Source organism: Plantibacter sp. ME-Dv--P-122b (assembly GCF_030209375.1).
Classification (GTDB): Bacteria; Actinomycetota; Actinomycetes; order Actinomycetales; family Microbacteriaceae; genus Plantibacter.
Window position 1 is genome coordinate 28,742 of record NZ_JARVSC010000003.1, and the last position, 13,359, is coordinate 42,100.

A 13,359-nucleotide genomic window follows, 5' to 3' on the forward strand; every position below is an offset into this window, starting at 1 on the left:
CCTGATCCTAGTCGGCTACAGGGTGCCGAGCCAGTTGGACAGCAGGCGGATGCCGGCGTCGCCCGACTTCTCCGGGTGGAACTGCGTCGCCGACAGCGGACCGTTCTCGACGGCCGCGAGGAACGGCACCCCGTGCGTCGCCCAGGTGAGCCGTGGCTCGGGGAAGGGAGGCATGACCTCGAGGGTCCACTGCTGTGCGGCATAGGAGTGGACGAAGTAGAAACGTTCGTCGGCGAGGCCGTCGAAGAGCACGGACCCCGCGTCCGGCGACACCGTGTTCCAGCCCATGTGCGGCAGGACGGGCGCCTCGAGTTCCGTGACCGCTCCGGGCCACTCCCCCAGGCCCTCGGCCTCTGACCCGCGCTCCAGGCCGCGCTCGAACATGACCTGCATCCCCACGCAGATGCCGAGGACCGGACGACCTCCCGCGAGACGACGGTCGATGACCTCGTCGCCGTGGGAGGAACGAAGGGCGCCGATCACCGCGTCGAAGGCGCCGACCCCTGGCACGACGAGACCGTCGGCGGCCTGGGCCGCCTGGCGGTCGCCCGTCAGCACGACGTCGGCACCGGCGAGCTCGAGGGCCTTGACGGCGGAGTGGACGTTGCCGGAGCCGTAGTCGAGGACGACCACCGAGGGGCGTGCGCTCACAGCGCGCCCTTCGTGGACGGGATGCCCTGGACCAGGGGGTCGAACGCCTTCGCCTGCCGGAACGCTCGCGCGAACGCCTTGAACTCCGCTTCGGCGATGTGGTGCGGATCGCGCCCGCCGAGGACGTTCACGTGCACGGTGAGGCCGGCGTTGAAGGTGATCGCCTCGAAGACGTGGCGCACCATCGAACCCGTGAAGTGTCCGCCGATCAGGTGGAACTCGAAACCGGCCGGTTCACCGCCGTGGACGAGGTAGGGACGACCGGAGATGTCGACCACGGCCTGGACGAGCGCCTCGTCGAGCGGGACCAGCGCGTCGCCGTACCGGGAGATGCCGGCCTTGTCGCCGAGCGCCTGACGGATCGCCTGGCCCAGGACGATCCCGACGTCCTCGACCGTGTGGTGGACGTCGATGTCGACGTCGCCCGTCGCCCGGACGGTCAGATCGGTCAGCGAGTGCTTCGCGAAGGCCGTCAGCAGGTGGTCGTAGAACGGGACGGAGGTCTCGATGCTGCTCGTGCCGGTGCCGTCGAGGTCGAGTTCAAGCTCGATGCTGGACTCGCTCGTCGCGCGCTGGATCCGGGCCGTGCGCTGCTGGGTGGTCATGGGATCCAGTGTATCGAGCGCACCGACGCTGCACGCCGTGTGTCGACGGGTGTGCATCGTCGCGTCATCCGGCTGCACCAGGCCGTGCCGACGCCTATCGTTGAGAGGTCATGACTTCCACACCCAGCATCGCCCCGGCCGTTCCACTCGACGCAGCGGAGATCACCGCTCTCCGTGAACGGTTCCCGATCCTCGCCCGGGAGATGAACGGACACCCGCTCGTCTATCTGGACTCCGGCGCCACCTCGCAACGCCCGATCGAGGTCATCGACGCGGAGCGCGACTACGCGACGCACCGGAACGCCGCCGTCCACCGGGGAGCCCACCTCCTCGCAGCCGAGGCGACGGAGCTCTTCGAGGACGCGCGCGCGACCGTCGCCGCGTTCATCGGTGCCGACGAGCGGGAACTCGTCTGGACCTCCGGAGCGACCGCAGCCCTCAACCTCATCGCCGGGGCCATCGGGAACGCGAGCGCCGGTCTCGGCGGTGCTGCCGCCGAACGGTTCCGACTCGGTCCGGGCGACGAGATCGTCGTGACGGAACTCGAACACCACGCGAACCTCATCCCCTGGCAGCAACTCGCCGCACGCACCGGTGCGACCCTCCGTCACCTCCCGGTCGACGACCACGGCGTGCTGCGCTTGGACGCCGTGGACGACATCATCGGCGAACGCACGCGCATCATCGCCTTCGCGCACGTGTCCAACGTCACCGGAGCGATCGCGCCGGTCTCCGAGCTCGTCGCCCTCGCCGAACGCGTCGGCGCGCTGACCGTGCTCGACGCCTGCCAGTCCGTGCCGCACCTGCCCGTCGACGTCGCGTCCCTCGGCGTCGACTTCCTCGTGTTCTCCGGTCACAAGATGCTCGGTCCGAACGGCATCGGGGCCTTGTGGGGTCGCCGCCGGTTGCTCGACGCCCTTCCCCCCTTCCTCACCGGCGGGTCGATGATCACGACCGTCACGCTCGAGGGCGCGGAGTTTCTGCCGGCCCCGCAACGGTTCGAGGCCGGGACCCAGCCGGTGTCGCAGGCGATCGCCCTCGCGAGCGCCGTCCGATTCCTGCAAGCGGTCGGCATGGACCGTGTCCACGCCACCGAGGCGGCCTACGGACAGCGACTCGCGGCCGGACTCGCCGCCATCCCCGGCGTCACGCTCATCGGCCCGCCACCCGGGACGCCTCGCGCCGGGCTGGCGAGCTTCGACCTCGCCGGCGTGCACGCCCACGACGTCGGTCAGTTCTTCGACGATCGCGGAATCGCGATCCGCGTCGGTCACCACTGCGCGCAACCACTCCACCGCCGCTTGGGCCTCACCGCGTCCACCCGTGCCAGCAGCTACCTCTACACGACGGAGGCCGAGATCGACGCCTTCCTCGAGGCTGCCACCCTCGTCGGTCCGTTCTTCGGGGTGTCCCGATGAGCGGCTTGGAGAGCCTCTACCAGGAGCTCATCCTCGACCACGCCCGCCAGCGCCACGGCTTCGGCTTGCGGGACGCGCCCGCCGCCGAGTCGCACCAGCTCAACCCCACCTGCGGCGACGAGGTGACCCTGCAGCTCCATCCCGGGCCCGACGGTCGTCTCGCGCCGATCGCATGGGAGGGACACGGCTGCTCGATCTCGCAGGCGTCGAGCTCCTGCCTGAGCGACCTCGCGGCAGGCCTGACGCCGGCCGAGCTCCAGGCGCTTGTCGACGAGTTCCGAACGGTCATCCGCTCGCGGGGCACGCTCGAGTTCGACGAGGAACGGTTCGGAGACGCCGCGGCGTTCAGCGGCGTCTCGCGCTACATCGCCCGCGTGAAGTGCGCCATGCTCCCCTGGGTCGCGGCCGAGGAGGCCATCTCCCGCCTGCCGTGAGCGGTCGCGGCACCTCCGCCTGGACGATGCCCTGATCAGGCGGGGCTGATCGCCGCCAGGGCCTCGAGGAACGCGGTCGTCTCCGCTTCGGTGCCCGCCGTCACCCGCAGGTGGTTCGGGATGCCGACGTCACGTATGAGGATCCCACGCGCGAAGAGCGCCTCGAACGCCGCGTGCGGATCGACCACGCCACCGAACAGGACGAAGTTGGATCCGCTCCGCTTCGGGTCGTAGCCGAGACGCCCGAGCTCGACGACGAGGCGATCGCGCTGGGTCCGGATGTCGTCGACCATCGCCAGCATCTCGTCGGCGTGCCGGAGCGCGGCGGTCGCGGCCGCCTGCGTCAGGGCGCTCAGGTGATACGGGAGCCGGACGAGTCTCAGCGCGTCCACGACCGCGGGGTCGGCGGCGAGGTACCCGAGACGGACCCCGGCGAAGGCGAAGGCCTTGCTCATCGTCCGGGAGACGATCAGGCGCGGACGCCCCTCCAACAGGGTGAGTGCACTCGCCTCGTCGTCGGGCGCGAACTCCGCATACGCTTCGTCGACGATCACCATGCCCCGCGAGGCCTCGTACACCGCGGCGATGGTCTCGAGCGACAACGGCGTCCCGGTGGGGTTGTTGGGCGAGCAGAGGAACACGAGGTCGGGATCCGCCTCGGCCACCTGACGCGCGGCGGTCTCGGGTGAGAGCTCGAACTCGGCGTCGCGCGTCGCGGGGATCCACCTGGTGCCGACGCCGGCGGCCAGGAGCGGATACATCGAGTACGTCGGCGTGAACCCGAGGAGCGATCGCCCGGGACCACCGAAGGCCTGCAGGATGTGCTGCAGCACCTCGTTCGACCCGTTCCCCGCCCAGATCTGCTCCGGGGACACCCCGTGGCCCAGGTATCCCGCCAGCGCCTCCCGGAGCTCCGTGAACTCGCGATCGGGGTACCGGTTCACCGTGAGGACCGCCGAAGCGAGCGAGGCGACGATATCGTGCGCGACCGCTTCAGGGATCGGGTGCGTGTTCTCATTGACGTTGAGCGCCACCGGCACCAGGGCCTGGGGAGCGCCGTACGGGCGCTGGCCTCGGAGATCGTCGCGGATGGGGAGGTCGTCGAGAGCGGTCACTCCACAATGCTAGCCACTCCGACGGGCGCGCTCACTCCGCCTGACGCTCCCGACGGAGGACCTCGTGCCGGGGGCTCGCCGGGTTCAACAGCGAGTGGCGTCGCCCGTAGGCGAAGTACACGATGAGACCGATCACGAGCCAGACCCCGAACCGCAGCCAGGTCTCCCAGTGCAACTGCAGGATCAGGAAGCCGGACGCCAGGACGCCGAACGCCGGGACGAACGGCATCAACGGCAACCGGAAGGAGCGGGGCTCGTCCGGCTTCGTGTACCGGAACACGATCACCGACACGCAGACCACGATGAAGGCGGCCAGGATGCCGATGTTCGTGAGGTCGGCGACCTGCTTGATCGGGAAGACACCGGCGAAGACGGCTGCCGCGCCGCCGGCGATCCAGGTCACCCGCTGCGGCACGCCTCGCCGGTCCGTGCGCGAGAACCACCGAGGAAGGAGACCGTCGCGACTCATCGAGAACCAGACGCGGGTGACGCCCAACAGGAACGTCAGCATCACGGTGAGGATCGACAGGACGGCGAAGACGGAGATGATCGTCGCCACCACGGGCAGGCCGACACTCTGGAACGCCGATGCGAACCCGGCGGTGGGGTCGATGTCGGTGTAGTTCTGCATGCCGGTCAGGACGAGGGTGGCCGCGACGTACAGGAGCATGGCGATGATGAGGGAGAGGATGATCGCCTTCGGCATGTGCTTCTTGCCGTCCTTCGCCTCCTCGGCCGCCGTGCTCATCGCGTCGTATCCGAAGACCGCGAAGAAGACCGTCGCGGCACCGGCGAACACCGGCCCGAAACCGCTGGGGAGGAACGGATCGTAGTTCTCCCCGTTGATGTAGAAGACCCCGAGGCCGATGATGAACAGGATGAGCAGGACCTTGATGCCGACCGCGACGAGCTCGAACCGACCGAAGGCCTTCGTCCCGCGGCTCAGGATGAAGGTCACGAGGAGACAGACGAAGATGGCGGGCAGATTGACGAGGCCGCCCTTCCCCTCGTCGGCGGTCGAGGTCATCCAAGCCGGCATGTGGATCCCGATGCCGGACAGGAAGGCGTCGAAGTAGCCGGAGATCCCGATCGCGACCACCGCGACGATCGCGATGTACTCGAGCAACAGGTCCCAGCCGATGAACCAGCCGATGATCTCGCCGAGCGCCACATACCCGTAGGTGTAGGCGGACCCGGCTCTCGGGATCATGCCGGCGAACTCCGCGTACGACAACGCCGCGGCCGCGGAGGCGAGACCCGCGATCAGGAACGAGAAGAGGACGGCCGGCCCGACGGCGGGCGAGGTCTCGCTCCCATGAGCGACGAGTCCGGCGAGTGAGAAGATCCCCACCCCGATGATGCCACCGACCCCGATGGCCGTGAGTTGCCAGAGCCCGAGGCTCTTGAACAGCTTCGAACCGGAGGTTTCATCCTCGATCTCCGCGATCGGCTTCTTTCGAAGCAGCGAGCGGCTCCGATCGTCTGTACTCATGCTTGCCTCCGACGATGCTGCGGGCGTCGTTGCACCGCGCCATCGACGATAGCTGAGAACCAGCGCGGAGTGACCCGCCGATTGTCGGCCTACTCGGCCGCGTACCGCTGCGGGATCGCCAGGCGCTGCCCGGGCTCGACACCGGCGGTGCTGAGCTGGTTGAGGTTCATGATCTCGGCGATGACGTCGCGCGGGTCGGCGTCGGGCGCGATGGACTCGGCCAGCTGCCAGAGCGACTCGCCCGGGTCGACCGTGATGTACGTGAACGTGGCTCCCGCCGCTGCCGTGTTCGCCGCGGCACCGCCTGCGGAGAGTCCGACGACCGCGACGCCGATGACCAGCGGGATGGCGGCGAGTGTGGTGAAGACGACGCGACCGCGCTTCGTCAGGCGGAGCTTGCGCGTCGGCTGCGCGCCCGACAGCGGTGCCTGCACGGTCGGTGCGGGAATCGCTGCGTGTGACCCGATCAGTGCTGCGCTCATGTCAACCCTCCAAGAGTGTGCTCATCATGTGATGAGGACTCGTACCCGGCACTCGACCAGGAGTGCCGGATACGAACCTGTGTTCCGAATATATCTTCGATTGTTCGAATACTCAACCCTGTCTTCGTACCTGTGCCACGCGGGATCGGCGACACGCTCGAACAGATGTTTGTCTGGACGAGCTGGTACGGATACAGTTTCGAGTGTTGGAAGCAGTACACCACCACCCACCGACATCGGTCACCGACAGCCGATCAGGGCAGGAGCGAAGATGGCAGCGAACACGGCGGGCGACGGAGCCCGGGAGCGCCAGGTCGGCGGCACCCGGCGACGGAAGAGCCTGAGCGACAAGCAGCTGGCGATCCTCGACGTCATCCAGCGCTCGGTCTCGCAGCGCGGGTATCCACCGAGCATGCGCGAGATCGGCGATGCCGTCGGGCTCGCCTCGCTGTCGAGTGTCACGCACCAACTCGGACAGCTCGAACTCAGCGGCTACCTCCGACGCGATCCCAACCGTCCCCGCGCCATCGAGGTGCTCATCGACCTGCCGAGCGCCGTCGAGGGCAGCGATCCCGACTCCGCTCCGCCGGTCGGCGACGCCGCCATGGTCCCGCTCGTCGGTCGTATCGCCGCAGGCATCCCGATCACGGCCGAGCAGCAGGTCGAGGAGATCTTCCCCCTGCCGCGTCAGCTGGTGGGCAAGGGCAGTCTGTTCATGCTGAAGGTCGTCGGCGACTCGATGGTCGACGCCGCGATCTGCGATGGCGACTGGGTCGTCATCCGCGAGCAGAAGACCGCCGAGAACGGCGAGATCGTCGCGGCCATGCTCGACGAGGAGGCGACCGTCAAGGTGTTCCGCCAGCGCGACGGTCACACCTGGCTGCTCCCCCGGAACTCGGCCTTCGAACCGATCCTCGGCGACCACGCCGAGGTCCTCGGCAAGGTCGTCGCCGTGCTCCGGACGGTCTGACCGCCCGGACCACTCCGCGACACCGACGAGGGCCGGGCCGATCCGTGGATCGTCCCGGCCCTCGTCCGTGCCGGGCCGACGACGTCAGCCGGCCGCACCGACCCGTGCTCGGACCACACGCGTGGCCTCGACGATGTTCGCGAGCGAGGCGACCGTCTCCTCGTACCCTCGCGTCTTGAGTCCGCAGTCCGGGTTCACCCAGACCTGACGCTGCGGGATCCCCTCCAGTGCGATCTCGAGCAACGCGGTCACCTCCGCGACGCTCGGCACCCGAGGCGAGTGGATGTCGTAGACGCCCGGGCCGATGCCGTGGTCGAACCCACTCGCCCGGATGTCGGACACGACCTCCATCCGAGAACGTGCCGCCTCGATGCTCGTCACGTCGGCATCCAGTCGTCGGATCGCGTCGATCACCACCCCGAACTCCGAGTAGCAGAGATGGGTGTGGATCTGCGTGTCGGTGCGCACCCCCGCGGTCGCCAGCCGGAAGGAGCCCACCGACCAGTCGAGGTAGCGCCCCTGGTCGGTCCGCCGGAGCGGGAGCAGTTCGCGGAGTGCGGGTTCGTCGACCTGGATGATGCGGATGCCGGCCCGCTCCAGGTCGGCGATCTCGTCACGCAGGGCGAGCGCGACCTGGTTCGCCGTCTCGGCGAGCGGTTGGTCGTCGCGCACGAACGACCAGGCGAGGATCGTCACCGGGCCCGTGAGCATGCCCTTCACCGGCTTGGTGGTCAACGACTGCGTGTAGGCCGACCACTCGACCGTGATCGGCGCCGGCCGCGAGATGTCACCCCACAGGATCGACGGACGGGTGCATCGCGAACCGTAGGACTGCACCCACCCGTGCTCCGTCACGGCGAACCCGTCGAGGTGCTCGGCGAAGTACTGGACCATGTCGTTGCGCTCGGGCTCACCGTGGACGACGACGTCGATGCCGAGGTCCTCCTGCAGCGCCACGACGCGCCCGATCTCCGCACGCATCGTCTCGACGTAGGCCTCCTCGTCGAGCGTCCCGGCGACCCGCTGCGCGCGGGCACGACGGATGTCCCCGGTCTGCGGGAAGGAGCCGATCGTCGTCGTCGGGAGGAACGGCAGACCGAGCGCCTGCTCCTGCGCCGCGGCGCGCTCCTGGTAGTCGTCTCGGGTGAAGTCCGCTGGTGCGAGCGCTGCCGTCCGTGCGCGGATGGCGGCATCGACCACCCCGGGCGCGGCGAGCCGATCGTCGAGCGCGGCCGACGCTGCGGTGAGCTCGGCCGCGATGGCTGCGCGCCCTTGAGTGAGACCGCGTGCGAGGACCGCGATCTGATCCACCTTCTGGTCGGCGAAGGCGAGCCAGCTCCGGAGACGGGGGTCGAGCTTCGTCTCCACCGACACGTCGTGCGGGACGTGCAGGAGGGAGGTCGAGGTGGACACCGCGAGCTGCGGGAACCGCTCCGCCGCGCGCGCCAGGAGATCGGTCGCGGCCGCCAGGTCGCCACGCCACACGTTGTGGCCGTCGATCACCCCGGCGACGACGGTCTTCGTGGCGAGTCCGGGAGACGAGTCCGGCAGGCCTCCCCGGACGAGGTCGACACCGACCGCCTCGACCCCCGAGGCGGCGAGCACCGGGAGGGCATCGCCCAAGTCCCCGTAGGGAGCCGCGACGAAGATCGCCGGGCGGTCGGATACGGCGGACAGGACGGCCGTCGAGCGTTCGATCGCCGCGAGGACCGTCGACCTCGGCACGTCGAACGTCTCTGAGACGAGCGCGGGTTCGTCGAGCTGCACCCAGGGCGCGCCGGCAGCGGCCAGGCGCTGGAGGAGTTCCGCGTAGACGGGCAGCAACGCCTCGAGTCGGTCGATCGGGGCGAACCCCGCGGGTGCCCCGCCGGCCGCCTTCGACAACAGGAGGAACGTCACGGGGCCCACGATGACCGGCCGCGTCACGTACCCCTCGGCGAGGCCCTCGCGGAACTGTTCGACCACCCGGTCGTCGGAGAGCGCGAACGGCGTCGACTCGCCGATCTCCGGGACGAGGTAGTGGTAGTTCGAGTCGAACCACTTCGTCATCTCGAGCGGGGCGAGGTCGCCGGCGCCACGAGCGATCGTGAACGCCCCGGCGAGGTCGACCCGACCGTCGGCCCCGACGAGCGACGAGAAGCGCTCCGGGACGGCACCGACGGTGAGCGCGGCGTCCAGGACCTGGTCGTAGAACGAGAAGCTCTCGGGGATCGCGGCGTTCGTCGGGTCGAGGCCGAGCCCCGCGAGGCGGGCACGCGCGGCGGCGCGCAGCTCAAAGGCCGTCCGCTCGAGCGCCTCGGCGTCGATCCGGCCGGCCCAGAAGGACTCGACGGCGCGCTTCAACTCCCGGTTCGGCCCGATGCGCGGGTAGCCGAGGATGGTGCCGACGGGGAATGCGGAGGTGGGGTTCATCGTGCGTCCTTGCTGGTGAGTGGATCGGGGATGGGATGACGGACCGGTCGGTCGTCCTGCACGGGGATGCCGGCACGGTGCAACACGTCGAGCACCGTCCGATGCTGGTTGAAGGCGTAGAGGTGAACGCCCGGCGCACCACCCGCGACGACGTCGCGGATGAGCCGCGCGGAGTAGTCGGTGCCGATGTCGATCCGTCCCGCTTCGTCCGGCTCGACCTCGAGCGCGATGGCAAGGTCACTCGGGAGCGCCTCGCCGCTGAGCTCCAGCACCCGACGCAGCCGCGCCGGACTCGTGATGGGCATCACGCCCGGCAGGATGGGCATGGTGATGCCATGGCGTCTCGCCCGTTCGGCGAAGGCGAGGTAGTCGTCGGCATGGAAGAAGAGCTGGGTGATGGCGAGCGTCGCCCCCGCCGCCTGCTTGGCCAACAGGGTGTCGAGGTCCTGCGTCGTCGACCGTGAGCGCGGGTGGCCGTTGGGGAACGCGGCGACGGCGATCCGCGGCCGATGGCGTCGCCCGAGCTGCACCGCGCCCGGGAGGCCGACCAGCGACCCCTCGGCGTACGGCTCGTGCTCGGCACTGACCCGGCCGATGAGCTGCACGAGTTCCGCAGCACTCCCCAGATCACCGAGGAAGGCGTCCCCCACGACGGCTCCGGCGGGCGGGTCGCCGCGGAGCGCGAGGAAACTGTGCACCCCGGCATCGAGGAAGTCCTTGATGAGTCGGCTGGCCTGCGCGTGCGTCGAACCGACGCAGGTGAGATGGGCCATCGGGTCCACCGAGGTCGACGTCCGGATGCTCCGCAGCACGTCCAGGCTCGCCGTTCGCGAAGAACCACCGGCGCCGAAGGTGACCGAGATGAACTCCGGACCAGCGGCGGCCAGGTGCTCGACCGTGCGTGCGAGCGCGACGCCGCCGTCGAGCGTTTTGGGTGGGTACAGCTCGAAGGAGAAGGGGGTAGGCCCGGGACAGGCGGGCTCCGTCGTGATCATGAGGTCTCGTCTCGGTGACAGCGGATCGAGAGCCGGCGACCACGCAGCACGCAGCGGTTCCGCTGGTGTGTCGTGGGCGGGTGCCGGGCTCGGCTGTCGCTCCGATTCCGCCGGTGAGGGCGGTTACGATGCGCACGACGATAGCAACGCCCGGGGATCCGCGCGACGGACGTCTGTCCGACAGCGTCATCCTGCGACACATTCCCCCGGCGGCGCTCGAGTCCTACGCTGATGCCATGACCGTGGGCACCAGGCACCGGGGCGACGAGCGCCGAGCACTCGGCTCGCGCGTCATCGCGTCCTGCGTGGCGGTAGTGATCGCCCTGTCCGGGTGCACGACCGCCGGTCCGCCCGTGCCGCGGGCGACACGCGCAGCCTCAGCGGATGACCTCGTGATCGAGTTCCGTCAGAACCGGGACCAGGTCGCGAGCGACGCCGCGATCGTCCGGATCGGGAACGGCGGCGACCACGACATCACGATCGTCGGACTCGAGCTGTCGGGGTCGGCGTTCACCGCGCCGACCGTCCGGGACCGATCCTCGACGATCCGCGCTGGACAGACCACGGATCTCGCTGTCGAGCTACCCCCGATCGACTGCGACGCACGCGACGGCGACGTCCAGGTCGATCTCCAGCTTCGACTCGACGACGGCTCGGTCCTCACCGCATCCGAGCTGTCTGATCCGACGAACGCCCTCCAGCGGATCCACACCGCCACGTGCACGGTGGCGGCGGTGCAGCGCATCGCCGAGGTGGCAGCCGTTCCCGGAATCCGCCTCGAGGGTGCCGGAGCCACGACGGTCGCCGTCCTGACGATCAGCGTCGTGCCCACCGGTGCTCCCGGACGGCTGTTGCTCGTCGCGCTGCGCTCGACGGTGCTGCTGCAACCAGCACCGTCCGACATCGGAGGTGCCCCGCCCGAGGCATGGCCGCTCAGCCTGACCGTCGACCCCGCAAGCGGCCCGCAGTCCATCGAACTGCGGATCGTGCCGACCCGGTGCGACCCGCACGCCCTCGCGGAGGACAAGGTGGGAACGCTCTTCCCACTCGTCGTGCGCATCGACGATGGCCCCGAGACCGTCATGACCCTGCCGCTCGGCGCCGGCACGGCGGAGGCGCTCAAGGATGCCGTCCGCGCGCGCTGCGCGTGAGGGGTCGGGTCAGCCGGTCACGGCGGGTGCCGGGACGACCTCGGCGAACGGCGCGAGGGCGGCGGCGAGTTCGGCACCGACCAGGGCGTGCACGATCGTGCCTCGCTCGTCGTAGTCCGTCGACAACACCTTCCCGCGTTCGTGCAGCAGCGTGACCAGGTCTCCGCGGTCGAAGGGCACGATCACGTGGACCTCGTTGCTCGGCGACGGGATCAGCGCCTCGATGCGCCCCATGAGTTCGTCGATCCCGAGACCGGTCCGGGCCGACACGAAGACGGCGTCCGGGACGAGACCGCGGAGGACGAGCAGCTGGCCGTCGTCGACGAGGTCGGCCTTGTTGAACACGACCAGCTCGGGGATGTGCCGAGCTCCGACCTCACCGATGACATCACGCACGGTGGCGATCTGGCCGGCAGGGTCGGGGTGCGCGGCGTCGACGACGTGCACGATGACGTCGCTGTCGGCGACCTCTTCGAGCGTCGAGCGGAAGGCCTCGACCAGCTGGTGCGGCAGGTTGCGCACGAAGCCGACGGTGTCGGCCAGGGTGTACTCGCGTCCGTCGGAGGTCACGTTGCGGCGGACCGTCGCGTCGAGCGTCGCGAAGAGCGAGTTCTCGACCAGGACGCCGGCCTTCGTGATGCGGTTCAGCAGGCTGGACTTGCCGGCGTTGGTGTACCCCGCGATCGCGACCGACGGCACCGTGTTGCGGCGACGGTTCGCCCGCTTGGCCTCGCGTGCCGGCTTCATCGCCGTGATCGACTTGCGCAGTTTCGCCATCCGGGTGTGGATGCGGCGCCGGTCGAGTTCGATCTTCGTCTCACCGGGACCCCTCGACCCCATACCGGCACCGGCACCACCGACCTGACCACCGGCCTGACGGCTCATGGACTCACCCCAGCCGCGGAGGCGGGGCAGGAGGTACTCGAGCTGGGCGAGTTCGACCTGGGCCTTACCCTCGCGGCTCTTCGCGTGCTGGCTGAAGATGTCGAGGATGACCGCCGTGCGGTCGATGACCTTCACGCCGACCGCGTCCTCGAGGGCGCGACGCTGGCTGGGTGCGAGTTCCGTGTCGGCGATCACCGTGTCGGCGCCGAGCGCCTGGACGATGGACTTCAGTTCCTGGGCCTTGCCTCGACCGAGATAGGTGCTCGGGTCGGGGTGCGGTTTGCGCTGCAGGAGCCCGTCGAGGACGACGGCGCCGGCGGTCTCCGCGAGCGCTGCGAGTTCGCGCAGGGAGTTCTCCGCGTCGTGGAGCGCACCCTGCGGGTAGACGCCGATGATGACGACGTTCTCCAGCCGGAGCTGCCGGTACTCGACCTCGGTGACGTCCTCGAGCTCGGTCGAGAGCCCGGCGACGCGACGGAGGGCCTGTCGGTCCTCGCGGTCGTACTGCTCGCCGTCGTCGGAGCTGCCGCCCGAGGCGTCGCCGGTCTGCAACGCCGCGGCACCGCTGCCGAACAGGGTGTACCCGCTCGATCGGGACGCGGCGCTCGTGAGCACGCGTGCGACGACGTCGTCGGGATCGGTGACCGAGGCGTCGTCCACCACCGCCTCGACATCGACATCGGTGTCGTCTGCGGGGTCCTGGGGTGCGTCCATCGGTGGTCTAGGCATCGCGTTAACCCTACTTCCTC

At 69.5% G+C, this 13,359-nt stretch carries 12 protein-coding genes; 4 read left to right on the forward strand and 8 right to left on the reverse strand.

Going from position 1 to position 13,359, the window contains the following annotated elements; genetic code table 11:
* Window positions 1-15: 15 nt before the first annotated feature.
* Both hisH and hisB read right to left on the reverse strand, forming a co-directional pair.
* Window positions 16-651, reverse strand: coding sequence for an imidazole glycerol phosphate synthase subunit HisH (hisH, locus tag QRN19_RS04935; protein WP_137243219.1), 636 nt, complete (start codon window positions 649-651; stop codon window positions 16-18).
* Entirely contained in the window at window positions 648-1,256 is a 609-nt protein-coding gene (gene hisB, locus QRN19_RS04940) for an imidazoleglycerol-phosphate dehydratase HisB (protein WP_064294427.1), read from the reverse strand. The genes hisH and hisB overlap by 4 nt, the downstream gene beginning before the upstream one ends.
* A 110-nt stretch (window positions 1,257-1,366) precedes the next feature.
* Here hisB and QRN19_RS04945 point away from each other — a divergent pair, with 110 nt between their 5' ends.
* Both QRN19_RS04945 and sufU read left to right on the forward strand, forming a co-directional pair.
* A complete protein-coding gene (locus QRN19_RS04945; protein ID WP_285025631.1) occupies window positions 1,367-2,674 on the forward strand; it encodes a SufS family cysteine desulfurase in 1,308 nt (435 codons plus the stop codon).
* On the forward strand, window positions 2,671-3,108 hold the full coding sequence (gene sufU, locus QRN19_RS04950) for a Fe-S cluster assembly sulfur transfer protein SufU (protein ID WP_191941341.1): 438 nt from the start codon (window positions 2,671-2,673) through the stop codon (window positions 3,106-3,108). Before QRN19_RS04945 ends, sufU begins: the two co-directional genes overlap by 4 nt.
* A 35-nt stretch (window positions 3,109-3,143) precedes the next feature.
* Here the strand turns inward: sufU and QRN19_RS04955 are convergent, their stop codons facing one another.
* From QRN19_RS04955 to QRN19_RS04965, 3 genes are all read right to left on the reverse strand, one after another.
* Window positions 3,144-4,223, reverse strand: coding sequence for a histidinol-phosphate transaminase (locus QRN19_RS04955; RefSeq protein ID WP_285025634.1), 1,080 nt, complete (start codon window positions 4,221-4,223; stop codon window positions 3,144-3,146).
* A 31-nt stretch (window positions 4,224-4,254) separates the two neighbouring features.
* The gene (locus tag QRN19_RS04960) at window positions 4,255-5,715 is read right to left on the reverse strand and encodes an amino acid permease (RefSeq protein ID WP_285025636.1); all 1,461 of its coding nucleotides are present in this window, start codon (window positions 5,713-5,715) and stop codon (window positions 4,255-4,257) included.
* An 89-nt stretch (window positions 5,716-5,804) separates the two neighbouring features.
* Complete coding sequence (locus QRN19_RS04965) at window positions 5,805-6,197, reverse strand: LysM peptidoglycan-binding domain-containing protein (protein WP_285025638.1); 393 nt, start codon at window positions 6,195-6,197, stop codon at window positions 5,805-5,807.
* A 271-nt stretch (window positions 6,198-6,468) separates the two neighbouring features.
* Here QRN19_RS04965 and lexA point away from each other — a divergent pair, with 271 nt between their 5' ends.
* Window positions 6,469-7,167, forward strand: a complete 699-nt coding sequence (lexA, locus tag QRN19_RS04970; protein ID WP_285025639.1) for a transcriptional repressor LexA — start codon at window positions 6,469-6,471, stop codon at window positions 7,165-7,167.
* Window positions 7,168-7,251: 84 nt separating this feature from the next.
* Here lexA and metE read toward each other — a convergent pair whose 3' ends face one another.
* Window positions 7,252-9,579, reverse strand: a complete 2,328-nt coding sequence (gene metE / locus QRN19_RS04975; protein WP_285025641.1) for a 5-methyltetrahydropteroyltriglutamate--homocysteine S-methyltransferase — start codon at window positions 9,577-9,579, stop codon at window positions 7,252-7,254.
* On the reverse strand, window positions 9,576-10,574 hold the full coding sequence (locus tag QRN19_RS04980; protein WP_285025643.1) for a methylenetetrahydrofolate reductase: 999 nt from the start codon (window positions 10,572-10,574) through the stop codon (window positions 9,576-9,578). The genes metE and QRN19_RS04980 overlap by 4 nt, the downstream gene beginning before the upstream one ends.
* A 236-nt stretch (window positions 10,575-10,810) precedes the next feature.
* Between QRN19_RS04980 and QRN19_RS04985 the strand changes: the two genes are divergently transcribed.
* Window positions 10,811-11,725 carry a hypothetical protein gene (locus QRN19_RS04985; RefSeq protein ID WP_285025645.1) on the forward strand — a complete coding sequence of 305 codons (915 nt, stop codon included), beginning with the start codon at window positions 10,811-10,813 and terminating at the stop codon, window positions 11,723-11,725.
* Between the two features lie 9 nt (window positions 11,726-11,734).
* On the opposite strand, the gene hflX is transcribed toward QRN19_RS04985, so the two are convergent.
* Window positions 11,735-13,339 (reverse strand): GTPase HflX, encoded by a 1,605-nt coding sequence (hflX, locus tag QRN19_RS04990; RefSeq protein WP_285025647.1) that lies wholly within the window; start codon window positions 13,337-13,339, stop codon window positions 11,735-11,737.
* Window positions 13,340-13,359 lie beyond the last annotated feature (20 nt).

Bases quoted from the DNA above. Each gene is read 5' to 3' on its own strand.
- hisB (WP_064294427.1), bottom strand. From the start codon at position 1,256: ATGACCACCCAGCAGCGCACGGCCCGGATCCAGCGCGCGACGAGCGAG.
- QRN19_RS04945 (WP_285025631.1), top strand. From the start codon at position 1,367: ATGACTTCCACACCCAGCATCGCCCCGGCCGTTCCACTCGACGCAGCG.
- sufU (WP_191941341.1), top strand. From the start codon at position 2,671: ATGAGCGGCTTGGAGAGCCTCTACCAGGAGCTCATCCTCGACCACGCC.
- QRN19_RS04960 (WP_285025636.1), bottom strand. From the start codon at position 5,715: ATGAGTACAGACGATCGGAGCCGCTCGCTGCTTCGAAAGAAGCCGATC.
- QRN19_RS04965 (WP_285025638.1), bottom strand. From the start codon at position 6,197: ATGAGCGCAGCACTGATCGGGTCACACGCAGCGATTCCCGCACCGACC.
- lexA (WP_285025639.1), top strand. From the start codon at position 6,469: ATGGCAGCGAACACGGCGGGCGACGGAGCCCGGGAGCGCCAGGTCGGC.
- metE (WP_285025641.1), bottom strand. From the start codon at position 9,579: ATGAACCCCACCTCCGCATTCCCCGTCGGCACCATCCTCGGCTACCCG.
- QRN19_RS04980 (WP_285025643.1), bottom strand. From the start codon at position 10,574: ATGATCACGACGGAGCCCGCCTGTCCCGGGCCTACCCCCTTCTCCTTC.
- QRN19_RS04985 (WP_285025645.1), top strand. From the start codon at position 10,811: ATGACCGTGGGCACCAGGCACCGGGGCGACGAGCGCCGAGCACTCGGC.
- hflX (WP_285025647.1), bottom strand. From the start codon at position 13,339: ATGCCTAGACCACCGATGGACGCACCCCAGGACCCCGCAGACGACACC.